The 23,944-nt window shown below is 64.4% G+C and carries 24 protein-coding genes; 16 read left to right on the top strand and 8 right to left on the bottom strand.

Translation table 11 applies throughout. The features are described from left to right. Positions 1-654: 654 nt before the first annotated feature. Positions 655-1,029, bottom strand: a complete 375-nt coding sequence (locus BST13_RS08500) for a RidA family protein (protein WP_083162901.1) — start codon at positions 1,027-1,029, stop codon at positions 655-657. A 158-nt stretch (positions 1,030-1,187) separates the two neighbouring features. Here BST13_RS08500 and BST13_RS08505 point away from each other — a divergent pair, with 158 nt between their 5' ends. The 5 genes from BST13_RS08505 to BST13_RS08525 all read left to right on the top strand — a co-directional run bounded on the left by BST13_RS08505 (position 1,188) and on the right by BST13_RS08525 (position 6,974). Further along, a complete protein-coding gene (locus tag BST13_RS08505) occupies positions 1,188-1,862 on the top strand; it encodes an RraA family protein (RefSeq protein ID WP_083162598.1) in 675 nt (224 codons plus the stop codon). 342 nt (positions 1,863-2,204) lie between these two features. Further along, positions 2,205-3,356, top strand: a complete 1,152-nt coding sequence (locus tag BST13_RS08510; RefSeq protein ID WP_083162600.1) for a type III PLP-dependent enzyme domain-containing protein — start codon at positions 2,205-2,207, stop codon at positions 3,354-3,356. Positions 3,357-3,614: 258 nt separating this feature from the next. After that, positions 3,615-4,694 carry a M24 family metallopeptidase gene (locus tag BST13_RS08515; protein WP_158087125.1) on the top strand — a complete coding sequence of 360 codons (1,080 nt, stop codon included), beginning with the start codon at positions 3,615-3,617 and terminating at the stop codon, positions 4,692-4,694. A gap of 47 nt (positions 4,695-4,741) precedes the next feature. Beyond that, the gene (locus tag BST13_RS08520) at positions 4,742-5,590 is read left to right on the top strand and encodes a carbon-nitrogen hydrolase family protein (RefSeq protein ID WP_083162604.1); all 849 of its coding nucleotides are present in this window, start codon (positions 4,742-4,744) and stop codon (positions 5,588-5,590) included. A 229-nt stretch (positions 5,591-5,819) separates the two neighbouring features. Beyond that, on the top strand, positions 5,820-6,974 hold the full coding sequence (locus BST13_RS08525) for a quinone oxidoreductase family protein (RefSeq protein ID WP_211296041.1): 1,155 nt from the start codon (positions 5,820-5,822) through the stop codon (positions 6,972-6,974). A 271-nt stretch (positions 6,975-7,245) separates the two neighbouring features. Here BST13_RS08525 and BST13_RS08530 read toward each other — a convergent pair whose 3' ends face one another. From BST13_RS08530 to BST13_RS08540, 3 genes are all read right to left on the bottom strand, one after another. Continuing rightward, positions 7,246-8,457, bottom strand: a complete 1,212-nt coding sequence (locus BST13_RS08530; RefSeq protein WP_083162606.1) for a cytochrome P450 — start codon at positions 8,455-8,457, stop codon at positions 7,246-7,248. After that, the gene (locus BST13_RS08535; protein WP_083162905.1) at positions 8,454-9,134 is read right to left on the bottom strand and encodes an acetoacetate decarboxylase family protein; all 681 of its coding nucleotides are present in this window, start codon (positions 9,132-9,134) and stop codon (positions 8,454-8,456) included. Before BST13_RS08535 ends, BST13_RS08530 begins: the two co-directional genes overlap by 4 nt. A gap of 205 nt (positions 9,135-9,339) precedes the next feature. Further along, positions 9,340-10,371 carry an LLM class F420-dependent oxidoreductase gene (locus tag BST13_RS08540; protein WP_083162608.1) on the bottom strand — a complete coding sequence of 344 codons (1,032 nt, stop codon included), beginning with the start codon at positions 10,369-10,371 and terminating at the stop codon, positions 9,340-9,342. A gap of 57 nt (positions 10,372-10,428) precedes the next feature. On the opposite strand from BST13_RS08540, the gene BST13_RS08545 reads away from it, so the two are divergent. Genes BST13_RS08545 through BST13_RS08565 form a run of 5 tightly spaced genes read left to right on the top strand, consistent with a single transcriptional unit; the run spans position 10,429 to position 14,971 of the window. Then, positions 10,429-11,418, top strand: a complete 990-nt coding sequence (locus BST13_RS08545; protein WP_083162610.1) for a Zn-ribbon domain-containing OB-fold protein — start codon at positions 10,429-10,431, stop codon at positions 11,416-11,418. A gap of 11 nt (positions 11,419-11,429) precedes the next feature. Then, positions 11,430-12,491 (top strand): thiolase domain-containing protein, encoded by a 1,062-nt coding sequence (locus BST13_RS08550; RefSeq protein ID WP_083162612.1) that lies wholly within the window; start codon positions 11,430-11,432, stop codon positions 12,489-12,491. After that, positions 12,491-13,669, top strand: coding sequence for a thiolase domain-containing protein (locus tag BST13_RS08555; protein ID WP_083162614.1), 1,179 nt, complete (start codon positions 12,491-12,493; stop codon positions 13,667-13,669). Before BST13_RS08550 ends, BST13_RS08555 begins: the two co-directional genes overlap by 1 nt. Before the next feature lie 2 nt (positions 13,670-13,671). Beyond that, a complete protein-coding gene (locus BST13_RS08560) occupies positions 13,672-14,550 on the top strand; it encodes a TIGR03619 family F420-dependent LLM class oxidoreductase (RefSeq protein ID WP_083162616.1) in 879 nt (292 codons plus the stop codon). A 1-nt stretch (position 14,551) separates the two neighbouring features. Then, on the top strand, positions 14,552-14,971 hold the full coding sequence (locus BST13_RS08565) for a nuclear transport factor 2 family protein (protein WP_083162618.1): 420 nt from the start codon (positions 14,552-14,554) through the stop codon (positions 14,969-14,971). Here BST13_RS08565 and BST13_RS08570 read toward each other — a convergent pair. After that, positions 14,968-15,501: a gamma carbonic anhydrase family protein gene (locus BST13_RS08570; RefSeq protein WP_083162621.1), complete on the bottom strand. Its 534-nt coding sequence runs from the start codon at positions 15,499-15,501 to the stop codon at positions 14,968-14,970. The genes BST13_RS08565 and BST13_RS08570 overlap by 4 nt on opposite strands. A gap of 194 nt (positions 15,502-15,695) precedes the next feature. Between BST13_RS08570 and BST13_RS08575 the strand changes: the two genes are divergently transcribed. The 4 genes from BST13_RS08575 (at position 15,696) to BST13_RS08590 (ending at position 18,601) form a co-directional block, all read left to right on the top strand. Further along, positions 15,696-16,226: a hypothetical protein gene (locus tag BST13_RS08575; RefSeq protein WP_036425442.1), complete on the top strand. Its 531-nt coding sequence runs from the start codon at positions 15,696-15,698 to the stop codon at positions 16,224-16,226. Between the two features lie 104 nt (positions 16,227-16,330). Continuing rightward, on the top strand, positions 16,331-17,512 hold the full coding sequence (locus BST13_RS08580) for a 3-ketosteroid-9-alpha-monooxygenase, oxygenase component (RefSeq protein ID WP_083162623.1): 1,182 nt from the start codon (positions 16,331-16,333) through the stop codon (positions 17,510-17,512). Continuing rightward, entirely contained in the window at positions 17,509-17,958 is a 450-nt protein-coding gene (locus tag BST13_RS08585; protein ID WP_083162625.1) for a hypothetical protein, read from the top strand. Before BST13_RS08580 ends, BST13_RS08585 begins: the two co-directional genes overlap by 4 nt. A gap of 4 nt (positions 17,959-17,962) precedes the next feature. Beyond that, positions 17,963-18,601 carry a sensor domain-containing protein gene (locus tag BST13_RS08590; protein WP_083162627.1) on the top strand — a complete coding sequence of 213 codons (639 nt, stop codon included), beginning with the start codon at positions 17,963-17,965 and terminating at the stop codon, positions 18,599-18,601. Between the two features lie 8 nt (positions 18,602-18,609). On the opposite strand, the gene BST13_RS08595 is transcribed toward BST13_RS08590, so the two are convergent. From BST13_RS08595 to BST13_RS08605, 3 genes are all read right to left on the bottom strand, one after another. Beyond that, positions 18,610-19,758 carry a sulfotransferase family protein gene (locus tag BST13_RS08595; RefSeq protein WP_083162629.1) on the bottom strand — a complete coding sequence of 383 codons (1,149 nt, stop codon included), beginning with the start codon at positions 19,756-19,758 and terminating at the stop codon, positions 18,610-18,612. Positions 19,759-19,828: 70 nt separating this feature from the next. Beyond that, positions 19,829-20,617 carry an SDR family oxidoreductase gene (locus BST13_RS08600; protein WP_245839448.1) on the bottom strand — a complete coding sequence of 263 codons (789 nt, stop codon included), beginning with the start codon at positions 20,615-20,617 and terminating at the stop codon, positions 19,829-19,831. 9 nt (positions 20,618-20,626) lie between these two features. Beyond that, entirely contained in the window at positions 20,627-21,754 is a 1,128-nt protein-coding gene (locus BST13_RS08605) for a hypothetical protein (RefSeq protein WP_083162633.1), read from the bottom strand. A 99-nt stretch (positions 21,755-21,853) separates the two neighbouring features. On the opposite strand from BST13_RS08605, the gene BST13_RS08610 reads away from it, so the two are divergent. Both BST13_RS08610 and BST13_RS08615 read left to right on the top strand, forming a co-directional pair. After that, on the top strand, positions 21,854-22,849 hold the full coding sequence (locus BST13_RS08610; RefSeq protein WP_083162635.1) for an IclR family transcriptional regulator: 996 nt from the start codon (positions 21,854-21,856) through the stop codon (positions 22,847-22,849). Between the two features lie 3 nt (positions 22,850-22,852). Then, positions 22,853-23,878: a LacI family DNA-binding transcriptional regulator gene (locus BST13_RS08615; RefSeq protein WP_083162637.1), complete on the top strand. Its 1,026-nt coding sequence runs from the start codon at positions 22,853-22,855 to the stop codon at positions 23,876-23,878. Positions 23,879-23,944: the final 66 nt, after the last annotated feature.

A 23,944-nucleotide genomic window follows, 5' to 3' on the forward strand; every position in this document is an offset into this window, starting at 1 on the left:
CGCCGCAATCAGGGCATTCCCTCTGGCCCGTGTTCTGTCCGGGTGGTCCATCACCGACCGTGCCCAGATCGCGCTCACAGCTGCGCTGTGCGCCATGAGTTGTATCCGACCAGTCGTAAGGACTAGATCGGGGTCAGCCCGGTCTTGCAGAGCCCGCGGCCGTAGGTCTGTTTGTCGCGCGCGCACGAGTTTTGTTCGCTGCCCACGGCATCATCCATATCGCACTGATCGTCACCGACAACGGAAACCTGCTACCGTGCGGGCGTGTTTGCCCGCACTCTTTAGGTCGCGACGGCGACGGATTACCGCATAGGCGCCACGCCACAACGGGAAATTACGCGTTTCGACCGAATCCTCGCCGAGGAGTCTTTTTGGGCACGAAACTGGGCATCAGAAGAGCGCCGTTCTGCTCTGTACGTCCCTGCTGAACATCGTGGAGCGATCGAACACCGGAGATCGGCCCGTCGCCGAGCTCGCCAAGGTGTCTGGACAATGGCCTGGAGAGTATTTCTCAAGCGCTGCAACAGTTCTGCGACGTTCGGCTCGGCATGCCCTACATTCCGCCGAGCACGCGGACCGCCCCGCTGCAGGACTCCAGAGCCGGGTGGATTCGGTAGCAAGGACTCGTCACCGACAGCGCGTCGCATCCGGCCATCAGGGCTTGTCCGCCCGCCCCCCGAGCAAGGCAACGGCGTCGATCTCGAATTTGATCGTGTCCGGCAGGCAGGAGGTTATCGTCGTGCGGGCCGGCAGTGGGTTGGAGAAGTACCGTGGGTACAGCTTGTTGAACTCGACCAAATCGCCTGGATCCCGCACGTAAGCACCGACTTTGACGACATCCGCCAGGTTCAGCCCACGTGATTCCAGGATGCGTCGGAGGTTGTCAATCGACCGCGCCATCTCCTCGGCAAAGGTGCCGGGAACGATGGCGCCATCCAACACGGACGCTTGGCCGGAAACGAAGAGCAAGTCCCCCGCGCTAACACACGACGAGAAGTTGTGGGTGTTTCCGCTGCGCTGCTGTGACATACCATGCCCTTTCTGAAACATCTGATCCGCCCATCGAAACATATCGTAATGGTCGCCGCACGGCAGTCGGAACTGCCCCACGCCTCGAGCAAGCTACCTGCCACATCGGCGACATCGGCGTTGACAAGGTCAATCAATGATACGTAGTGTTGTGAAACATGAGTTTCATTGACCAAAGTTCGACGCCCGATCGCGTCCGTACGGAACACTCGCGGCTCTTCGCAGCAGTGCTGGCGGACACCCTGGACCGGATGGGTTATCGGGAACAGGTGGTTGATCAACGGGTCAAACACATGGCAGGCCCGGCGCGCCTGCTTGGCCCGGCACGGACAGTCAGGGTGGAAACCGTCGACGCCGCGCCGCAGGAACCGTATGCGGTTCTCTTGATGGCGATCGACACGGCATCGGCAGGGGACGTTCTCGTGATGGATGCGGGCGGTCAAGTTACGTCCGGCCTCTTCGGCGGTCTACTCGCGAACGCGTGTCGGTCCGCGGGTATCAGAGGGGCGGTCGTCGACGGCGGGATACGCGATATTGCGGAGCTGGAGTTGCTCGACTTTCCGACCTTCGGGGCGGCCACACATCCGTCCGACAGCTACTCACGGCAGGAGGTTGTGGAGTTCGACGTGCCTGTGAAACTCGGCGGTACCCTGGTCAGACCCGGCGATCATCTGATGGCCGATGGAGACGGTATCGTCGTCATTCCCGGCGACATTGTCAACGATGTCTTCGCACGCGCGGTACAGAAGATCGAGACCGAGTCCGAAATGCGTGCGTCATTGAAGCAGGGCATGCGGCTGCGTGAGGCATTCGCAACCTACGGAGTGCTCTGATCCCGCTGCGGATTCCACCATGTTCGAAGCAGGTGTTCCGGCTGGTGCACTGCCTTCGTCCGGGTTACATGGGGTGGAGAGCGAGCGATCGGCTCAGGCTCGGCCAGGCGTGCTCCTGGACGTGGGGTGGGTCGAAGGCCTCGCCTTGATGATGCCAACACCTCTGTGGCAAGGAATCCGCCTACAGCGACGTGTAGGTGCGCCGCAGTAACTTGCTGAACACCGTTGTGCCGCATCAGCGTTGGAGGGATCACTATTACATTCTTGCCTAGTGACAGCTTGGTACTGGGGCCGAGGCACAAGAGTTTTCCACCCGAGACCTGGGGGCGCCCGGTCACTGACGTGATCGGAACGCTGGACGTCACCAACGGAGATTTCATGACGCCGGCGATCTCGTTGAGCGAATCGGCGCTGCGGGCCAATGTGGCATTGTTACAGCGATTCTGCGCCGCACATGGGATGAAGTTGGCCCCTCACATCAAAACAACTATGTCGCCGGAGATCGTGAGAGCGCAGCTCGCTGCGGGCGCTTGGGCTACCACTGTGGCGAATGTCTATCAGGCCGCTGCGATGATGGACGTCTCGAACCGGTTTCTGATCGCGAACCAAGTGCAAGACGTTCGCGCCATCGATTTCATGGGAGCGATCCGCGACGATAATCCGGACGTCGAGATGATGTGCTGGGTCGACTCCGTCGACGGGGTGTGCCGAATGGATGCGGTGCTCAACGCGCGTGGCCAACGGCATGCTGTTCCGGTGCTAGTCGAGGTGGGATTAGCCGGTGGCCGCGCGGGTGTCAGAACTCTGGCTGACGCCCAGCACGTGGCAGCGGCAGTCTCGGCATCCAGCCATCTCCACTTGGTCGGTGTCTGCGCCTTCGAAGGCGTCATCCACAGTGCCGAGGAGGTTACGCGCTTCCTCGAATTTGTTGCCGAGGTCGCTTTCGAACTGTCGACGGCCTCCTCTGAGGACACTTTCATCGTGTCCGCGGGAGGTACGTCCTACCTTGAGGCAGTCGCCGACGAGTTGGCAACACGCTGGGCTGATGACAGCCAGATGATGGTAGTGCTGAGAAGCGGCTGCTACGTGGCGTACGACTCAGGTGTCTACGCACGTGAGCGCCGGGGCTTGGCGCTGGCGTTTGCCCCTGCCGTACATGTGTGGAGCACGGTGGTCTCGCGGCCCGAGCCTGAGCTAGCGATCTTGGACTTCGGAAAACGGGAGACCGGAACTGATTGCGGCTTTCCCACAGTCGAATTCCGCATTCCCAGTGGCCGTGGCGAGGTTATGGCGCCGCCGGCCGGCCGAATCATCGCGATGAACGACCAACACACATACTTCCATTTGGCTAGCGGGGACCCCCGGGGCCTTGCTGTCGGCGATGTGCTGGGCTGCGGTATCTCGCATCCGTGCACGACGTTCGACAAGTGGTCTGTTCTTCCGGTGGTTGACGATGCGTGGCGCCTGGCCGGCCTAGTCACCACCCGCTTTTAGTACACCGAAGGGTGGATCCGCCTCGCTTGATATAGGCGAGCGGCGGGCGACGCAACCTCACTCCGGAATCACCGTCGTCACGTATTCCACTCTGTTGCAGTCACTTTCGTGCTTCAGACGCACAACCTTGCATTGACAGCGAAGAATTCTCATCTATTATTAAAATCATTGTTTTGACAGTTGAAACCGCTGGAGGCGTGGATGCAAACTGAATCCCCTACGGTGACGAATCCACCTGCATGGTTCGGTTCCACATCGATGTCACGGCGCTCGGTCGACAATGAGGCAATCGACGAACACCGCGCGCGCCTGGCGGCATTACGGTCGGTCATCACATCTACCGGGGGCAACGGGGCCGTCACGATGAAGCAGGCCAACCTGCGTTACCTGATCGGGTACTCCACCGCAGCACCCGGTAAAGCTGCGCTGGTCGTGACACAGGATGAAGTGTTGCTGGCCGTCGCTGAGTCGGAACTGGGACGCGCCATGGAGGCGACCGCGGTCATCGACAACGTGCACGTGTTTGGTTGGGATGAACCGTTGACCGTCGATAACTGGTGGCATGGGAACCGTGCGCAGGACGGCGATGCGCTGATCGACAGGCTCCGGCAGGTGACATCGGAGTGGGGGGCGGCGCGGATGCGGCTGGCCGCCGGCGCGACCAAGGCCGGTGTCGAGACGGCGTGGCGTGAGGCGCAACGGGCCGACGTCACGGATGCGCAGATCGCGGCCGCCGCGATGTCGGCGATGGTGCACGATTCCGGCTACGAGTTTCCGGCCTTCGTGGTAGTCGGCATCGACTCGTCGGGGAGCCTAGCGCACTCACAGTGGCAGCGTCGCAAGCTTGGGCCCGGTGGCGTCGCGTTCCTCGAGTTCTCGGGCGGATACGACGGATACTGCGCACCCGTCATGCGCACGATAGTCCGTGAGCCGGTCGACGACGACGTGACCTACTTGTTCGGTAAAGTGCAGGCGATCCTCGAAACCCTCTACCAAGAATTGAAGCCGGGTATTCGATGTTCGACGGTCGCCAAAAAATGCACGTCTGTCCTCGGCGTGCACGCCGGAGTCCTATTCCACTACAGCTACGGCTATCCGGTGAATATCTTTGACGACCAATCCCGCTCGTGCTCCTGGATGAGCGGACCGGAGTTCTTCATCACCGAAGCCAATGACGAACGCCTCGAGGTCGGGATGACTTTCCACCTCCCCATCGTCCTTCGTCGGTTCGGCCGGTACGCCGTAGGGCAAAGCCAAACTGTCCGGATTGTCGACGACGGGGTCGAGGTACTGACCGGTGACGTACCAGCAGGGTTGCTGCGCGTACCCGGCCCGTAGCCGGATCAGTTGCAAAAGAAGAACATTCAACAAGAAGGGACTATCACGTGTCACACCTTTGCATCGGACTGGCCCAATGCCGTCAGACTGACAATTTCGAGGAGAACGCAGCGACGATCTTTCGGTTCATCGACAAGGCAGCGCGGGCGGAGGTCGATATTCTGTGCTTTCCCGAATCGCAGACAGTCGGCTACCGGGTGGATATCACTCCTGCGGACCGGCCGGTCCCCGTCGTCGAGCTCGACGAACTCCACACCAAGATCGCTGACCGATGCCGCGAACTGAACATGGCGATCATCCTCGGCACCGAAACACCGCTGGAAACGAATCCCGAAGGGGCAAAACCATACAACTCTGCTCTGGTCATCTCTGAGCACGGTGAGATTCTCGGCGTTCACCACAAAACCCGCCTGACACCCATGGACGCGGTGGCCTACACCCCCGGACACAGCTTCGAAACCTTCGAGTTGTTCGGTGTGCGTGTGGGTGTGGTGATCTGCTTCGAGGGCTTCCGGTTCGCAGCGACGACCGAAGAATGCGTGCGCCAAGGCGCCCAGCTGGTATTCCACCCGCAGAACAACACGACGCGGCCCAACGACTGGAAGATTCCCGTACACCACGCGCTGATCACCACCCGCGCCGCCGAGAACACGATCTGGTTCGCGTCATGCAACCCCTGCCTTACGCCATACCAGAACTGCGCATCAATGATCGTCGCGCCCAACGGCACTGTGCATGCGAGGTCGACGATGAAACAGGAGGAACTCGTCGTGGCCCACATCGACACCGAGCTGGCGACCCGCGCGATGTTCCTCGATGACATGGAGAGCAAGGCCGCAATGCTCTTCGCCGACACCGTCGATCGCAGCGAGTTCGAGGTTGTGTTGGAGCCGTAGACGCGTCGGGCCTTGCGATGGTTGGAGATTCGCACAATGGGAATTGCGACAATGTGATGCACGTACCGCTGGTGGCCGTGTCTCTGCAGCGAAGTGGCTGAGCCGCAATCATATTCGGTCTGCGACGACTGTCGGTGCTGGTACGGCATTGTCGCTCGACCGCCGAGTCACGGGCAGGCAGCCGTGCTCTGCGGATATTTGTGGGCCGCAGGGAGGTCACGGATCGCGTTTGAAGAATTCACGGTTGTGGGATCTGTCGGATGACTACACCCGAGCGAGTAACAGGACGCAGTCCGAGCAGTTGGGCGAGTTCGTCTGTGGTGAAACCAGAGAACAGTTCGGCTTCCTCGGTGGCGACCGGCGTCGCGCCAATGAGTACTGGGAAAAGGGAGCAGCCTTGAAGACTGCGCGTTACCACCGCCACGGCGGCCCGGAGGTGCTTGTGATCGAAGAGGTCGACGAACCGGCACCGGGGCCGGGGCAGGTCGTCATCCGCACCGAGGCGATCGGTGGAAGCTTCGTGGACACCACACTCCGAGCCGGCATCTCGGCCCTCGGGCGCTCACCGTTGCCGGGAAGCCTGCACGGCGACGTCGTCGGAGTGGTGCAGACGGTCGGGGAGGGCGTCGACTCCGCGTGGACAGGGTGCCGTGTCGCGGCGCTGGTGGCCGTCGACGCCTATGCCGAGTTCGTGACTGCTGACGCGGACTGGCTCGCCCCGGTCCCAGAGGGGGTGGCACCCGCTGACGCGAGCAATCTGGCCATGCCGGGCCCTGTTGCGTTACTAGCACTTCGTTGGGGTCGCGTTGCCGCCGGCGATACGGTGCTCGTCCACGCGGCAGCTGGCAACATCGGTCATCTCGCCCTGCAGCTGGCCAGACTTGAGGGAGCAGGTCGTGTCATCGCGACCGCAGGATCACCCGCCAAACTCGATTTCGCCCGCGCCCACGGTGCCGACATCGCCATCAGCTACGCCGACCCCGATTGGCCACAGCAGCTACGAGAAGCTGTGCCCGGCGGTGTCGATGTCGCTCTGGACAGCATCGGCGGAACCACCACGGCGGCCACACTGGGGCTGCTCGCCCCGGGCGGGCGGCTGGTCATCTACGGAGTGGCCGGCGGTGCCCTTCCCGAGCTACCCGTCGGCGAAGTGCTCGCCCTGCGCAGCGTCACCGGATTCTCCATAGCCGGGTTCCGGGCAGCGTTTCCCGACGAGGCCCACCAACACCTGCGCGAGTACGCCGCCCACGTCGCCCACGGGCAGGTCCGCACAGCCGTAGGGGCCATCGTCCCCCTCACCGACCCCGCTGCGGCCCATCGCAAGCTCGAGGATCGAACCCGAAGCGGCCGAGTCCTGATCGTGCCGGACACGTCTACGGAATGAGCCCGCCGAGGGCCCGGCGACGACACAAGTGCGAAGGACTTCTCGGGCTCGATCACTGCGGCTACCACCGTGGAACAGAGATGGGCCAACTACTCTGATGGCGACCACGAGCAGGCGCCCTGCAACTCGAAGCGGTGTATCGAGAGCTCCCTTTCGAAGGTCGAACGGTGCGAACGCACTCCAGGGCTCGAAGTGGCAGTCAAGATCGCCGACAGCCTCGGCACCAATCGTGAAGAACTACGGACGCGGGCGTGCAGCCGAACGGGGGCAGCTAAGCCCCCACCGGTGCGCTCGGCGTGAACACCACCGGCATCGCCTCCGGGCCGCTGACGAAGTTTGCCGGGCGCAGCGGCACGTCGGCGCCGTCGGCCAGCCGCAGATCGGGCAGCCGCTGCAACAGCCGCCCAACCATCAGCTTCAGCTCCAACCGGGCCAGCTGATTGCCGAGACAGAAGTGCGTTCCGAAGCCGAATGCCAGGTGACTGTTGGGATTCCGGTCCATCCGGAACGTATCCGGGTCGCCGAACACGGCCTCGTCGAAATTGGCCGACTCGAACATCAGCATGATCTTCTCGCCGGATTTGAGCTCAGTGCCGTGGAACGTCGTATCGGCGGTCAGCGTGCGGCACATGTTCTTCACCGGCGAGGTCCAGCGCAACATCTCCTCGATGGCGCCGGGAAGTTTGTCGGGGTTCGCTACCAGTGCCTCCCACTGATCGTGGTTCCGCAGCAGCTGTTCGACCCCACCGCTCAGGGTGTGCCGGGTGGTCTCGTCACCGCCGATGAGGATCAGCAGCGTCTCGAAGACGATCTCGTCGTCGCTCATCTGCTGGCCCTCGACCTCGGCGTTGACCAGGATCGAAAAGAGGTCGTCGGTGGGATTGGCCCGCCGCTTGATGACCTCGTTCCTGGTGAATTCGGTATACGCGGCGAACGTCTCCATCAGTTTCTGGATCACGGTCTGATCGACGTGTGAGGACAGCCCGCACACCAAGTCGTCGGACCACCGCAGCAGCATGTCCCGCTCTTCGGGCAGCACGCCGAGCATGTCGCCGATGACGGCCATCGGCAGCGGCGCGGCGATGTCGCGGACGAAGTCGCACTCACCGCGTTCGCAGACGGCATCGATGAGTGTGTCGCACAGCCGGATGATCGATGGCACCTTGTCCATGACCCGCTTGCGGGTGAACCCGGCGTTGACGAGCTTGCGCCGCAACAGGTGTGCGGGGTCGTCCATGTCGATCATGTACGGCATGCCGGGCTGGTCGGGCCGGATGCCGCCTGCGCTGGAGAACAATTCGGGATTGCGTTCGGCGTCGAGCACCGCCTGATAGGTGGCGGCCGCGGCCTGACCGTTGCGGTCACGGAACACCGGCTCGTTGGCCCGCATCCAGCGGTAGGCCTCCCGCGCTCCGCCGTCGGAATAGAACCTCCCGTCAGCCAGATCGACGTCGGGCTTGGTGCTGGGAAGGGTCTGGGTCATGAGATCTCCTTGGCGTCACCGAACGTCATCTGCACGTTCTGCACTGAACTCGATATGAGGGCGCGTTTGGGCAAGCCAAGTGCAGCAAGCTCTTTGGCATACGGGTGATCGCCCAGCCACAGCCGGACCCCGCCCGGCCGATACCGCACACCGGAAAGCCGCATCTCCCCCGCGGTTTCGCGGGTGACGCCGTTCAGGTGCGAAAAGGTCGGGTGGACCTGCGGTTTGGACGTGAACCTGGCAGGCACCGGCAGGCCGCGCTGGAATTCCATCCCGACCGCGAGCTGCCCGTCGATGGTCACATCGAACCCGAACTGCCGGCCGTCACGAACGGTGAAGTCCGCCATCACTTTTGGGTAACCCCAGATCGACCGTCCGGCCTCGCACGTGAACGCTTGGTCGACGGGCAGGTGATGGATGAACGCCCCGGCGGACTGAAGGGCGCGCATGCCGCGAGCAGTCGAACCGGGCCGGTTCACCATGACGTTGGTGCCGTATTCCAGGTACTGACCCAGGTCGCCGTCGACGTAACGCATGAGCATCAGGACGACGACTGCGCGGCCCGGCCGGTAGCGGCAGACCTGCAGGCCGCTGTAGTCGATCATCCGCTGCGCCGCGTCGGCGTCCACGGAGAACATCGCCATGTGTTGATCCGCGGTGCGGATCAACACAGGCATGGTCACCACAGAGCCGGCGACGGTGTGCTGCGAGGGCGTGGCTTCGGATGAGCGCTTGCGCGAAGACCCAGTGGCGTCGGTCACACCCCAAATCTAGAACGCGTTCTAAACACTTTGCAAGAAGTGTCTACTGTTTCCTGGCGAGCAGACGCACCATCGCACATTTGCAGCCCAGAACGTGCGAGTCTGCGTCTGCTCGCTGTGCTCAAACCAGTGTGGCAAGCTCCTGGATCTGCTCGGCACTACGACCACTCACCACCATGGTGGTGACGCCCGCGGCTTCCCAGACCTTGATCTGCTCTCGCACGTAGTCCTTGTCGCCGACGATGGCCGCATCGTCGACGACCTCGTCCGGAATGACCTTCGCCGCCTCGTCCTTGCGATCACTGCGGAACAGCGCCGTCACTTCGTCGACCACGTCGCCGTAGCCCATCCGGCGGTAGACCTCGGCGTGAAAGTTGGTGTCCTCCGAACCCATTCCGCCCATGTACAGCGCAAGGTACGGCTTCATCGCCGCGAAGGCCGCGGGGCGGTCCTCGGTGATGACGATGTTGGCCGTCGCGCAGATCTCGAAGTCCTCCCGCGACCGACGTGCCCCCGGCTTCGCGAACCCTTCGTCCAGCCACGCGTTGTAGGTGTCGGCCATGCGCGGCGTGTAGAAGATCGGCAGCCAGCCGTCACAGATCTCGGCGGCCAGCGCGACGTTCTTGGGGCCTTCGGCTCCCAGCATGATCGGGATGTCGGCGCGCAGCGGATGCGTGATGGGCTTGAGTGGCTTGCCCAGCCCGGTCGTGCCCTCGCCCGATACCGGCAGCGGATAGTGCGGTCCCGCGCTGGTCACCGGGGCCTCGCGAGCCCACACCTGGCGGATGATGTCGATGTACTCGCGCGTACGGGCCAATGGCTTGGGGAAGCGCTGGCCGTACCAGCCCTCGACCACCTGCGGCCCGGAAACCCCGAGCCCGAGGATGTGCCTGCCGCCCGAGAGATGATCCAGCGTCAGCGACGCCATCGCGCAGGCAGTCGGGGTGCGGGCCGAGAGCTGCACCACCGATGTGCCCAACCGGAGCCGGCTGGTCTCGCGCCCCCACCAGGCCAGCGGTGTGAACGCGTCCGAACCCCACGCCTCCGCGGTGAACACGGTGTCGAATCCAGCCTCCTCGGCGGCAGCCACGAGTTCCGCATGGTTGGTGGGCGGCTGCGCGCCCCAGTATCCGAGCTGAAGACCGAGCTTCATTAGTTTGCCTTTCGACCCGTTCTTGCCACGATTCTTAGAACCTGTTCTACTCGATGTGTGACAGCCAGCCAAAGCCGCCCGGCCTCGATAGATCATCACGAGCCGCCACTTTCTGCGCCACTGAAACTGTCGTTTGACTACACCCGTTCAGTGGGCCCGGTGCTCGGTCAGTTCTTCACTGCCCTGCGCGCCCGCCGCATCGTCGGCGTACGCGGATCGGACGGGCGCGTGCATGTGCCACCCGCCGAGTATGACCCGGTCAGCTACGAACCACTGACCGAGGTGGTGCCGGTCTCCAGCGTCGGAACGGTGGTGTCCTGGACCTGGCAGCCGGAGCCGCTCGAGGGTCAGCCGCTGGACCGTCCGTTCGCGTGGGCGTTGATCAAGCTCGACGGCGCCGACACCCCGCTGCTGCATGCGGTCGACGCGCCGGAAGGCGAAATCAGCACCGGCGCCCGGGTCCACGCGCACTGGGTCGACGAACCTGTCGGCGCGATCACCGATATCGCGTACTTCGTGCCGGGTGACACTGCTGAAGACGTTCCGGACGTGACAGACGACCGCGATCCGATCACCATGCTCGTGGTACCGACGGCCATCGAGATCCAGCATTCTGCGTCGTACCCGGAGAGCGCGTACCTGCGTGCGCTGCAGGAGGGCAAGCTGCTCGGTGCGCGCACCGGCGAGAACGGCAAGGTCTATTTCCCGGCCCGCGAGGCCGATCCGGCCACCGGTCGGCAACTGACCGAGTATGTCGAGCTGTCCGACAAGGGAACCGTCACCACATTCGCGATCATCAACATCCCGTTCGCAGGACAGCGCATCAAACCGCCGTACGTGGCGGCCTACGTGCTGCTCGACGGTGCGGACATCCCGTTCCTGCACCTGGTGACCGAGATTCCCGCCGATGAGGTGCGCATGGGCATGCGGGTCGAGGCCGTGTGGCGCCCCCGTGAGGAATGGGGCCTTGGCATCGACAACATCTCTCATTTCCGGCCGACGGGTGAGCCCGACGCCGACTACGACAGCTACAAGCACCACCTGTAAGGGAACCCCACATGACTCTTCGTGATGTTGCTGTCGTCGGTTTCGCGCATGCCCCGCATGTGCGCCGCACCGACGGCACCACCAACGGTGTCGAGATGCTGATGCCGTGTTTTGCCCAGCTCTATGCCGAACTCGGCCTGCAGCAGACCGACATCGGTTTCTGGTGCTCAGGATCCTCGGATTACCTTGCCGGGCGGGCATTCTCGTTCATCTCCGCGATCGACTCGATCGGCGCGGTACCGCCCATCAACGAATCGCACGTCGAGATGGATGCCGCGTGGGCCCTGTATGAGGCCTACATCAAGATCCTCACCGGTGAGGTCGACACCGCGCTGGTCTACGGTTTCGGGAAATCCAGCTCAGGCGTGCTGCGCCGCGTGCTGGCCCTGCAGACCGACCCGTACACCGTCGCACCGCTGTGGCCCGATTCGGTGTCGATGGCCGGGCTGCAGGCCCGCTTCGGCCTCGACGCCGGCAAGTGGACCGCCGAGACCATGGCGCAGGTGGCGCTGGACTCCTTTGCCGCGGCCGAGCGGGTCGATTCGGTGAAATCGGCCGGCACCGTCGCCGAGCTGCTGGACCGGCCGTACTTCGCCGATCCACTGCGTCGCCACGACATCGCCCCGATCACCGACGGTGCCGCGGCCATCGTGCTGGCCGCCGACGACAGGGCCCGCGAACTGCGTGAAAACCCGGCCTGGATCACCGGTTTCGAGCACCGCATCGAGACCCCGATCCTGGGCGCGCGGGACCTGACGACGTCGCCGTCCACCGCAGCCTCGGCACAGGCCGCGACCGGTGGCGACACCGCGTTCGACGTCGCCGAGTTGCACGCGCCGTTCACTCATCAGCAGTTGATCCTCACCGAGGCCATCGGCCTGGGCGCATCGACCAAGATCAACCCGTCGGGTGGCGCGTTGGCCGCCAATCCGATGTTCTCGGCCGGTCTGGAGCGCATCGGATTTGCGGCACAGCACATCTTCGATGGGACGGCGGGCCGTGTGCTGGCGCATGCCACGAGTGGTCCTGCGCTGCAACAGAATCTGGTAGCAGTCCTGGAGGGGAAGAACTGATGGCGAACAAAGCTGCGGTCCTCGGCACCGGGCAGACCAAGTATGTGGCCAAACGTCATGACGTCTCGATGAACGGCCTGGTACGCGAGGCCATAGACAGAGCACTCGCCGACTCCGGTTCGACCATGGCCGATATCGACGCGGTCGTGGTCGGCAAGGCACCGGATTTCTTCGAGGGCGTCATGATGCCCGAGCTGTTCATGGCCGACGCGACCGGCGCGACCAACAAGCCGCTGATCCGCGTGCACACTGCGGGCTCGGTGGGCGGATCGACGGCCGTCGTCGCCGCGAGCCTGGTCAAATCCGGCAAGTACCGCCGCGTGCTCACCATGGCGTGGGAGAAGCAGTCCGAGTCGAACGCCATGTGGGCGTTGAGCATTCCGGTGCCGTTCACCAAGCCGGTCGGCGCCGGGGCAGGCGGCTACTTCGCGCCGCACGTCCGTGCCTACATCCGCCGCTCGGGCGCACCGGATTACATCGGCGCGATGGTCGCGGTCAAGGACCGCCTCAACGGCGCCAAGAACCCTCTGGCTCATCTGCATCAGCCCGACATCACGCTGGAGAAGGTGATGTCGTCGCAGATGCTGTGGGATCCGATTCGTTTCGACGAGACGTGCCCGTCGTCGGACGGGGCGGCCGCACTGGTCATCGGCAACGAGGAAATCGCCGATGCCCGGGTGGCCGAGGGACATCCGGTCGCCTGGATCCACGCCACCGCACTGCGCACCGAACCACTGGCGTACTCCGGCCGCGACCAGGTGAACCCGCAGGCCGGTCGCGACGCCGCGGCTGCCCTGTGGCGCGATGCCGGTATCACCAGCCCGATCGACGAGATCGACGTCGCCGAGGTGTACGTGCCGTTCTCCTGGTACGAACCGATGTGGTTGGAGAACCTCGGCTTTGCCGCCGAGGGCGAGGGCTGGAAACTCACCGAGGCGGGCGAGACCGCAATGGGCGGCAAGATCCCGTTCAACGCCTCCGGCGGTGTGCTCTCCAGCAACCCGATCGGCGCGTCGGGCATGATCCGCTTCGCGGAGTCGGCGATCCAGGTGATGGGCAAGGCAGGCGATCATCAGGTCGAGGGCGCCCGCAAAGCGTTGGGCCATGCCTACGGCGGTGGTGCACAGTACTACTCGATGTGGGTGGTTTCATCGGACAAGCCGGCGGACAAGTCATGAGCATGAAGTACACGCTGAGCGTGGCCATGGGCCCGCTGGAGCATCTGACCGGATTGGCCCGTACCGCAGAGGAAGTCGGGTTCGATTCCATCGCCCTGCCCGACTCCTTGTTCTTCATGGAGAAGCAGGCCGCGGACTACCCGTACACACCCGACGGGTCACGGATGTGGAATGCGGAGACCCCGTGGGTGGATCCGCTGATCGCAGCCGCGTCGATGGGTGCGGTGACCACGACGCTGCGGTTCTACACCAACGTCATGAAACTCGGCTCGCGCAATCCGCTACTGCTGGCGCGGCAGGTCGGTTCGGTGGCAAACCTCACCAACAACCGGTTTGGCTTCGGCGTCGGGATCGGCTGGGCGCCCGAAGAATTCGAGTGGTGCGGGGTGCCGTTCGCCAGACGGGGTGCACGTGTCGACGAGATGATCGAGGTGCTCAAGCTGGTGCTCGGCGGCGGCATGGTCGAGTTCCACGGCGAATTCTATGATTTCGAGCGCCTGCAGATGAGTCCCGCGCCGTCGCAGCCGGTCCCGTTCTACGTCGGCGGACACACCCCGGTCGCCCTCAAGCGAGCCGCCCGAGTCGGTGACGGCTGGACGAGCGCGATGATGACGTGCGCCCAGCTGGCCGAGACGGTTCAGGCCCTCAACAAGCTGCGCGCCGAATACGGCCGAGCCGATGAGCCTTTCGAGTACCAGGCGGTGTGCATCGACAAATTCGACCTCGACGGGCATCGCGAGCTCGCCGCGGCGGGCATCACCGACAACATCGTCATCCCGTGGCTGCTCGACGGCCTGGGCTTCGACGCTCCGCTGGACAAGAAGCAGGATTCGCTCAAGCGGTTCGCCGACACCTACATCCACTCCGGCTGGCAGGACTGACATGGCAGTGACCGACCCCAACCATCCCGCCCATCTGGCGGGCCTGCGTTCGCGGGCCGCGGTCGCGGCGCGTGACAAGGAGGCGTGGCTGGCGGTGTTCGCCGACGACGCGATCGTGCAAGACCCGATCGGACCGTCGTTCTTCGACCCGGAAGGTAAGGGCCATCGCGGCAAGGAGGCCATCGCGGCCTTCTGGGACAAGGCGATTGCCCCTACCGACAACCTGGAGTTCAGGTTCGTCGACACATTCCAGTGCGGCAACGAGGAAGCCAACGTGGGCAGCATCGTGACCACCATGGGCGGCCATCAGATCACCACCGAAGGTGTGTTCACCTACCGCGTCAACGACGCAGGACAGATGGTCGCGCTACGGGCCTTCTGGGAGGTCGACCGCGCTGCAGCGACGGCGAAGCCGGTCTAGCCCTCCGGTATCTCCGCCAGCCCGGTCAGGTACCGCTGCGCCAGTTCCTGGTAGGCCTGCGGGTTGGTGTTGACCCACATCTCGGCTCCGGTGCCGCCGATCGGTCCTCTGATCTTCGCGGGCGCTCCGGTGACCAGTACCTCATCGGGAATCTTGGTGCCGCCCACCACCAATGAGTGCGCGGCGATCAAGCTGCGTCGCCCGATCACGGCGCCGTCAAGCACCGTCGAGTGGTTGGCGATCAGGGCCTCGGCTCCGACATGGGCGCCGTGTACGACACACATGTGCGCCACCGTCGCGCCCGGCCCGATATCCACCGGGATACCGGGCGGGGCGTGCAGCACCGAGCCGTCCTGCACGTTGGCGCCCACGCGGACCACGACGGGCGCGTAATCGCCTCGTAGCACTACGTTGAACCACACCGACGCACCGGCCTCGACCGTGACATCACCGATCAACGTGGCGGTCGGCGCCACGAATGCAGTCGGATCGACTCTGGGCGCGCGGCCCTCGAATGAGTACAGGGGCATCGTTCACATATACCGCAGGCCAGCCCCGCAGACCGGGCACTCGCTCATCGCGACGCGTACTGTGAACAGTAATTATGCCGTTCTCGACGTCATCGCCGCTGAAACTCGTGCTCACTGCAGGTCTCGCCACGATCGTCGCCACGACCGCGGCGAGCTGCTCCGCAACCGACCCGGGCTCCGCCGCGCGCTGGGGTATGACGCCCACCACAGCGTCCAGCGCGCCGCCGGCAGCCGCCCCGCCGGTCGCGGGTACCACCAAGCCCGGCAGCCTCGACTACAGCCGTCTGATGCTGACCGCCACGGACATCAGCATTCCCCCGGACACCTTCACCGTCAGGTCGTCGAACACCAATCCGAACGGAATGTCCGGCGCCAGCGCGTTCTTCGTCAACACCGACGACACCAAGGCCATCGCCGACACGATCCTGATCTACCCCGACGCCGCCACCGCCACGGCCACGCTGCGGCAGGCGTCGACGGCTGTGAGCACCATCGTCACCGGTGGCACTCCGCAGCCGTTTCCGGTCGGCACAGACGGCACCATCGTCGCCGGCGTCTCACCCGACGGCGCCAAGGCAGTGACGCTTCTCATGTTCACCGAGGGACGTGCCCTGGTCCGCCTCGAGTTCGACAGCGCCCCTGGTCAGCCGGCCTCACCGGAGGTCGTGACCAGCGTGGGAAGGATGCAGGAGATCGCGCTGCGGGTGGGAGTGCCCGCCACATAGCGGGGCATCCGGCGAGCTATGCGGCAGGTCACGCACCCGTCATTGCCAGACGCGGAGGCAAAACTGTAACGTGTTCTAGTTAGAAAGAGAGGACTGGAGGCGTCATGGCTACGGAGACTGCCGGCGGGCAGGAGCGCGGCGACCGGGGAACTGGTGTTGCGATTCGAGAGATCGACACCGGCGCGCTGCCCGACCGCTACGCGCGGGGCTGGCACTGCCTCGGACCGGTGAAGGACTACCTGGACGGCGAGCCGCACTCCATCGAGGCGTTCGGGACCAAGCTGGTGGTGTTCGCCGATTCGCAGGGGGAACTCAAGATTCTCGACGGCTACTGCCGTCACATGGGTGGCGACCTGTCCCAGGGCACCATCAAGGGCGACACCATTGCCTGCCCGTTCCACGACTGGCGCTGGGGCGGCGACGGCAAGTGCAAGCTGGTCCCCTACGCCAAGCGCACTCCGCGCCTGGCCCGCACGCGCGCCTGGCACACCGATGTCCGCGGCGGCCTGTTGTTCGTGTGGCACGACCACGAGGGCAACCCGCCGCAGGAAGAAGTGCGGATCCCCGAGATCCCCGAATTCGCCAGCGACGACTGGACCGATTGGCGGTGGAACACGATGCTCATCGAGGGCAGCAACTGCCGCGAGATCATCGACAACGTCACCGACATGGCTCACTTCTTCTACATTCACTTCGGCCTGCCGACGTACTTCAAGAACGTGTTCGAGGGCCATATCGCGTCGCAGTACCTGCACAACGTGGGTCGGCCCGACATCGGCGGCATGGGCACGGCCTACGGTGAGGCACACCTGGATTCGGAGGCGTCGTACTTCGGGCCGTCGTTCATGATCAACTGGCTGCACAACAACTACGGCGGCTACAAGGCCGAGTCCATCCTGATCAACTGCCACTATCCGGTCAGCCAGGACGCATTCGTGCTGCAGTGGGGTGTGATCGTCGAAAAGCCCAAGGGCATGGACGATGCCACCACCGAGAAGCTGGCCGCGGCAATGACCGACGGTGTCAGCAAGGGCTTCATGCAGGACGTCGAGATCTGGAAGCACAAGACCCGAATCGACAACCCGCTGCTGGTCGAGGAAGACGGCGCGGTGTACCAGATGCGCCGTTGGTACCAGCAGTTCTATGTCGATGTCGCCGACGTGACTCCCGACATGACCGACCGCTTCGAGTTGGAGATCGACACCACCGCCGCCAACGAGAAATGGCACATCGAGGTGGAGGAGAACCTCCGGCAGCAACAGGCGGAGCAGGCGCCGACGCCATGAGGCCCGAGGTCGACGAGCTGGCCCGCTCGATGCTGCTGCTGCACGGGGTGCACGATGACGACGACGCGCACCCCGCCAGCAGTGGCCGCACGCCCGGAACGTGGTCCAAGGCACCGGATTTCGCGTCCGATCCACAGCGGGCGGCTGCGGTCCGGGAGGCCACCGAACGGGACCGGCAGCGGTACCTCACCTCGGGACTGGCCTCGGTGGACTGCCGGTTCTGCCACGTCACGGTCCAGGTCAAGAAGCTGGGTCCGGAACACACGTCGGTGCAGTGGAATTCGGAGGCGACGCAACGTTGTGCCGTGTTCACCGAACTGCGGGAATCCGGGGGCGACCCGGCACGGGCACGCTCATGCCCGCGTCTGACAGATAGCATCAGGCATGCTGTCGCCGAGGGTTGCCTGGAGGAGTTCTCCTCGGCGCCCTCGCCTGGCGACGGCTGAGGGTATGCCCCGCCGGGGATCGGTTCTGGTCCTCGGCCTGGCCCTTGCTCTCACCGGCTGTACCCGGGTGCTCGACCAGCCGCATCCACAGGCCGAGCACCCGGTGGCACCGATCCCTGCGGGACAGGTCCACGATCTGCTGAGTCCGCACGTCCAGGATCAGGACGGCAACCTGTTCACCACCGTGTCACCCGAAACATGCAGCGGGGTGGCCAGAGAGGTCGACCCTCCGTTCATCGCCGGCCATCAGCCGGCAGCCACCGACGGTGGGCACTGGGCCGACGAGGGCCGGGTGTACATCGAAGAGATGGTCGCGGTCTACCACCGAGACTTCGACCCCAAGGCCGCGCTTGCCGACGCCCGTCACACCATCGACTCGTGCCGCGACGTCACGTTCGCCGTCACCACGATGCGCGGCCAGCACTACACATTCACCCTGCTGCCACAGGCGAACTCGGGATCCCCGGACATCGCGCTGTGGTCGTTCCGCAGCCCTGACTGGGCGTGCGACAGCGCGTTCGTCGCCGCGCACAACGCCGCCATCGAGATCTCGACGTGCGGCGTTGTGGGCGGCTATGACGTGCTGTCACTGGCCCGCGAGGCGCTCAAACGGATCAACACCCTTGCCAACACCACGGTGTGAGGGCGGGCTCACAGCCCGGCGAAACGCTCCTTGACCTGCTCGGTGGTCAACCCATAGTCGGCCAAATCATAGGTGTGCTTGGGCGCGCGAGGTCCCTTCTTGCTGGCCTCGTTCACCGCGGTGACGGCGGCGCGAGCCGCATCGGTGTAAGGCAGGCCGAAGTGCTCGTACACGTTCTCCACGGTCGCGGTCGGGTCGGCGATGAACTCGAAGTAGTCGACATCGTAGAACTGTGCCGAATCATGCTTGGCACGTTCGGCATTGAACAATTCGAGACCACGCGACCAGGTCTCCAGCGCGTCTGCGCCGATCTGGGAGCCGGTGAAGCTGTTGGACCATCCTTCGGTGGTGTGCTGGGACAACGAGCACATCGAGGCCATGATGGTCTCGGCCGGCCGGTGGCACTGGATCACCAGGGCGTCGGGGTAGGTCGCGAACACCGCGTCCAGGGCGAACAGATGGCTGGGATTCTTGAGCACCCAACGCTTCTCCGGATCGTTGAGCCCGATCAGCTGCAGGTTTCGGCGGTGCCGCTGATACGGCCGGGTCCAGTCCTGCCCCGCGAGCCAGTGGGCGTAGGTGGGCAGGTGCGCGAGCGTCTCATACGACACCGAATGCAGCGACTGCCGCAGCAGCTGCCAGCATTCCTCCACTTCATCGGCGGTCATGAAGTGCAACCCGGTGTAATCCGGGTTCTCCTCGTGGTGCTGGTCGAAGCGGGCGGCCAGTTGTTGGTAAACCGGGTTGTCCGGCCAGGTTTCGCGAGGCGGCCGCGGTTGCGGGAACTCCGCGAGCCACATTTCCAAACCTTGGTGGTTGGGATCGGCAGTCAACAACCGGTGCAGCACCGTGGTTCCCGTACGCGGCAACCCGGTGACGAAGATCGGCCGCTCGACCGCCACATCGGCATGCTGCGGATATTGCTTCCAGGACGACTCACTGAGCAACCGCGCGACCAGCGCGTTGCGCAGGAAGAACCGGGACATCTTGCTGCCGAGTTCGGTGAGATCGGCGTCGCGCTGATACGACTCGAGCAGTACGCCCAAGGCTTCGCGGTAGTTGTCGTCGTCGGCCCCGAAATCGTCGAGGCCGGTGGCCTTGGTCGCCGAGGCGTGCAGATCCTCGACCGTGCCGACATTGGTCCGGACGTCAGTCATGGCTCGACTCCTTCTCGCTCCGGTCCTCGCTCGTACCTCGCTGCGATCCTCACTCGTCGTCGCCTTCGCGTCACGCTTTGTACTCCCCGCAGTTCACATCGAGTGCCTGGCCGGTGATACCGCTCGCCATGTCGCTGGCCAGGAACAGGATGGCCGACGCGACCTCGTCCTCGGTCGGCAGCCGCTTGAGATCCGAAGCGGCCGCTGTGGCCTTGTAGATCTCGTCGACCGTGGTGCCGTACTTGCCGGCCTGGTGAGCGAAGTAGCTCTCCAGCGTGCCACCCCAGATATAGCCCGGCAGAACGGAATTGACGCGGATGCCCTGATCACCCAGCTCGGTGGCCAGCGTCTGCGACATCGCGAGCAGTGCGGATTTGGCCATCTTGTACGCACCGTACTTGGCTTGTGAGTGCCGCACCACCATGGAGTTGACGTTGACGACCGAGCCGTTGGACTCGGCCAGCGCCGGCGTGAACGCCTGGATCAATCGCAGGGCACCGAACACCGTCAGCTCGATGGCCTCGCGCATGTGCTCGAACGTGGTGTTGGCGAAGGGCTTCATCGACGGCACCCGAAACGCGTTGTTGATCAACACGTCAACCTTGCCGTAGGCCTCGTTCGCGGCCGACACCAGGTTGTTGACCTGATCGTCGTCGGTGATGTCGGTGCCCACCGCGATGGCGCGCCGACCCACGTCGGCGACCTGCTTGGCCACATCGTCGAGTCGTTCGACCGTGCGGGCAGCCAAAACCAGATCAGCCCCGGCCTCGGCGCACCGACGCGCCAGCGTGGTGCCCAGCGCCGGGCCGACCCCACTGATCACGACGACTCGGTCTTTCAGCAGTCCATCAAGCGTCACGGACATCTGCTACCCCAGCATCCTGTTGGCGATTTGCTTCTGACGCAGCGCAATCCGCTGCCGCCAGTCTTCTTGCGCGATCTTGTTGTGCTCGTAGTACGGCAAGGCGGCCTCGATTTTGGCGAGGTCCACCAGTTCCACTGTCGGGCCGTCGGCCTCGGTCAGCTCCCGCGACACCCGCTGCCAACGGAACTGCAGGAACCCCTTGGCATGGCCGAGGGTCTCCACCCAGTTGGTGACGCCGGGATTCTCGTCGGAGACGACGATGCGGATCTTGCCGTCCGGATCCGCTTGGGCCTGAGTACCGTTCAGCGAGGTCTGGTGGTTGATGTAGTCCAGCGAGATGTACCACAGGCTGCCCAGCTGGAAACCGAGGTACGGCGCGTCGGTGACAGGTAGCGTGATGACCATCGCCTGATCCGGCTTGAGGTCGTAGTGCCCCGCCGACGAGTACTGGGTGGCCAGACCGCCGGGCGTGAGCCGCGGCGGCACCATGGTGTTGACGGGAATGTTCATGTAGAACCACTGCGGGAACTGCAGCCACGTCTTGATCCGCTGCACGAGTTGCTTGCCCGCGGTGGCATAGCGCTTTTCGATCAATTCCCGGGTCAGCGCGGGCGGTGCGGTACCTGCGGTGTCGGTGCGGGCGATCGCCAGCGTGCCACGCCGCGCCGACCAGTCGTTGTAGACCTCACGGATCACCAACTGGGCGGGGCCTTTTGGCGTCACCCGCCATTCGAAGGTGCCGTCCTCGGCGATGTCGAGGGCCCGGTCGTCGAACGCGGTCTCACTGTCGGGCACGTTCGAGTCGGTGTATTCCCCGCCGAGCATCTGGAAGCTGAGATCCGTTGTGGTGCCGCGTGTTCCGGTCACGACGTACTCGTGACCCGCTTGTACCCGCGTACCGAAGTACAGCGTGTCCGGGTTGTCCAGTCCCATCTTGTTGAAGGGTCCGGTGCCCGACTGCAAGAACGGGTGGTCGCGGTCGTAGTCGAACGCGATGTGCGTACAGGCCGAGATGCCGCCCGCGAGGTATTGCAGGCCCTCGAGCAGATCAGCTTCGGATTCGATGTGCGGCGCCTCGCGGACCAGGCGCTCGGCCTCCGCGATGGCATCGGCAAGTGGTTGGGCGTACATCCGTCCCCGTCCTTGCGGTCCAATATTGAACCGTAGTGGTAGAGTTTCCGACCTGAGGTTAGAACGCGTTCTAGTTCGAGTCAATGTCGGAGGTCCCGGATGACGGTGGCGGAATCGGCAGGCCGTGCGTCGCCGCCCACAGCGCGGGTGGTTGCCATCCTGAATTTCCTGGCCGGGCATCCGCAGGAACACTTCGGTCTGTCCGAGCTTGCCCGCCGCGTCGGGCTGAGCAAGCCCACGTGTCTGGGCATCCTCACCACGCTGGCCCAGGCCGGCTACGTGATCCGTGACGCCCAGCACAAGACGTATCGGCTTGGGCCCGCGCTCATTTCCCTGGGCCACACCGCACAGGAATCGATGCGCGTGAGCCCCGGCGCACGCGATGAACTGCGCCGGCTCTCCGAGACGTTCAACGCCACCGCAGCCCTGTCAGGCGTGGTCGACGATCGCATCACCTTGCTGGAACTGGTGTCACCGCCCGGCACACCCGTCACCGTGCAGGTCGGTCAGAGCTATCCGTTCGCACCACCCGTCGGGCTGATGTTCGTGCTGTGGGACGACCGGGCCGTCAAGGAGTGGCTCGCCAAAGAGCCGACCATCCCGCTGCGCACCGACAGTGAGCGTCTCGACCGCGTCATCGCCGAATGCCGCACATCGGGGTACCTGGTGGAACGCCTCACCCCTGGCGGCCGACGCCTCTATGCACTGATGGCCGGTATGTCGAGCACCCTGCCCGACGAGCTGCGGGCACTGCTCGGCGAGCTGATCTCCGATATCGGTGAACGCGTTTATCTCCCAAGCGATGAGCCGCTTGCGCGAAGAGCAGACAACTCAGAATCGGATGCCGACACGGTCGACATCAGCGTCATCGCCGCGCCGGTCTTCGATCATCATCAACGCCAGGTGATGGTGGCTTCGCTGCAGATCGGCCGGGCCCTGTCCGACGCGGAGATCACCCGCCATGCCCGCGGACTGTGCGCCACTGCCGACGTGCTGACGGCCCAGTTGGGCGGCTCGAAGCCGACCGCCGCAGCGATCACCCGACAATGCGCGGGGCATACTGGATCCGGCGCGGACGACGAAGCGTGGAGGTAACCGTTGCGGCAGAAGCGAGTCACGCTCAGCGATGTCGCGCGCGAAGCCGGGGTTTCGATGACGACGGCGTCGTTCGTACTGTCACACCAGGATTCGAAACGCATCTCCGCCGCGACCCAGGACCGTGTGTGGGATGCGAGCCGCAAGCTCGGATACCGCCCCAACCTGGCGGCACGAAGCCTGCGGGTCAATTCGACGATGACGGTCGGGATGATCTCCGACCGCATCGCTGCCACGCAGTACGCCGGCGAGATGGTGCGCGGGGCCATCGACGCTGCCACCCGAGCAGGCCGGGTGCTGCTGATCGCCGAAACAGAAGACGAATCCGCCGGCGGTGCCGAGCATATCGAGGCGATGCTCGACCGGCAGGTCGACGGGCTCATATATGGATCCATGTACACGCGAGACGTCAAACCCCCTGCCTCACTGCGGTCGGTTCCCCATGTCTTCCTCAACTGCCTGTCACCCACGAAGACGGGCCCAGCAGTGATTCCCGACGAATGTGAAGCCGGAAAGCTAGCCGCCACAACACTTCTCGATAACGGCCATACCACTGGCGTCTACTACATCGGCGGGCGACACGTGACCACCGGCAGTCCTCGCGGGATCTTCGCCGGCCATGAGCGCGCACGGGGAATCGGCGAAGAATTCAGCGCCCGCGGCTTGTCTCTGGCCGGCACGACGGACTGCGAGTGGTTGCCGCCGGAGGGATACCGCGTCGCCCGCGAGGTGCTGCGTACCGGCCCGGTTCCAACCGCCTTCATCTGCGCCAACGACCGACTCGCGCTCGGGGTCTATCAGGCCCTGCAGGACGCGGCCCTCTCGGTCCCCGGTGACGTGTCGGTCATCTCATTCGACGATTCGGAGCTCGCCGCATGGCTACGCCCCGGACTCACCTCGATCGCACTTCCGCACTACGACATGGGCACCAAGGCAGTCGAGCTGCTGCTGGAGAACCGCACCGAGCCTGCGGTCCACCGCTGTCCGATGCCGCTCTCGACACGGGAGTCTGTCGGCCAGCGCCGCTGAATTCGCCCGAAAAACGAGACTTGCATCACACCGGTTACGGGGTGTAACTTCCTCGCGGAGTCAGTG

It is taken from the genome of Mycobacterium aquaticum (genome assembly GCF_002086485.1).
GTDB lineage: Bacteria > Actinomycetota > Actinomycetes > Mycobacteriales > Mycobacteriaceae > Mycobacterium > Mycobacterium aquaticum.

What these genes read in the sequence shown, in the direction of transcription:
- BST13_RS08500 (WP_083162901.1), bottom strand. Translation starts at nt 1,029, where the DNA reads ATGTCACAGCAGCGCAGCGGAAACACCCACAACTTCTCGTCGTGTGTT.
- BST13_RS08505 (WP_083162598.1), top strand. Translation starts at nt 1,188, where the DNA reads ATGAGTTTCATTGACCAAAGTTCGACGCCCGATCGCGTCCGTACGGAA.
- BST13_RS08515 (WP_158087125.1), top strand. Translation starts at nt 3,615, where the DNA reads ATGTCACGGCGCTCGGTCGACAATGAGGCAATCGACGAACACCGCGCG.
- BST13_RS08530 (WP_083162606.1), bottom strand. Translation starts at nt 8,457, where the DNA reads ATGACCCAGACCCTTCCCAGCACCAAGCCCGACGTCGATCTGGCTGAC.
- BST13_RS08535 (WP_083162905.1), bottom strand. Translation starts at nt 9,134, where the DNA reads ATGCCTGTGTTGATCCGCACCGCGGATCAACACATGGCGATGTTCTCC.
- BST13_RS08540 (WP_083162608.1), bottom strand. Translation starts at nt 10,371, where the DNA reads ATGAAGCTCGGTCTTCAGCTCGGATACTGGGGCGCGCAGCCGCCCACC.
- BST13_RS08550 (WP_083162612.1), top strand. Translation starts at nt 11,430, where the DNA reads ATGACTCTTCGTGATGTTGCTGTCGTCGGTTTCGCGCATGCCCCGCAT.
- BST13_RS08555 (WP_083162614.1), top strand. Translation starts at nt 12,491, where the DNA reads ATGGCGAACAAAGCTGCGGTCCTCGGCACCGGGCAGACCAAGTATGTG.
- BST13_RS08560 (WP_083162616.1), top strand. Translation starts at nt 13,672, where the DNA reads ATGAAGTACACGCTGAGCGTGGCCATGGGCCCGCTGGAGCATCTGACC.
- BST13_RS08565 (WP_083162618.1), top strand. Translation starts at nt 14,552, where the DNA reads ATGGCAGTGACCGACCCCAACCATCCCGCCCATCTGGCGGGCCTGCGT.
- BST13_RS08570 (WP_083162621.1), bottom strand. Translation starts at nt 15,501, where the DNA reads ATGCCCCTGTACTCATTCGAGGGCCGCGCGCCCAGAGTCGATCCGACT.
- BST13_RS08575 (WP_036425442.1), top strand. Translation starts at nt 15,696, where the DNA reads ATGACGCCCACCACAGCGTCCAGCGCGCCGCCGGCAGCCGCCCCGCCG.
- BST13_RS08580 (WP_083162623.1), top strand. Translation starts at nt 16,331, where the DNA reads ATGGCTACGGAGACTGCCGGCGGGCAGGAGCGCGGCGACCGGGGAACT.
- BST13_RS08585 (WP_083162625.1), top strand. Translation starts at nt 17,509, where the DNA reads ATGAGGCCCGAGGTCGACGAGCTGGCCCGCTCGATGCTGCTGCTGCAC.
- BST13_RS08590 (WP_083162627.1), top strand. Translation starts at nt 17,963, where the DNA reads ATGCCCCGCCGGGGATCGGTTCTGGTCCTCGGCCTGGCCCTTGCTCTC.
- BST13_RS08595 (WP_083162629.1), bottom strand. Translation starts at nt 19,758, where the DNA reads ATGACTGACGTCCGGACCAATGTCGGCACGGTCGAGGATCTGCACGCC.
- BST13_RS08605 (WP_083162633.1), bottom strand. Translation starts at nt 21,754, where the DNA reads ATGTACGCCCAACCACTTGCCGATGCCATCGCGGAGGCCGAGCGCCTG.
- BST13_RS08610 (WP_083162635.1), top strand. Translation starts at nt 21,854, where the DNA reads ATGACGGTGGCGGAATCGGCAGGCCGTGCGTCGCCGCCCACAGCGCGG.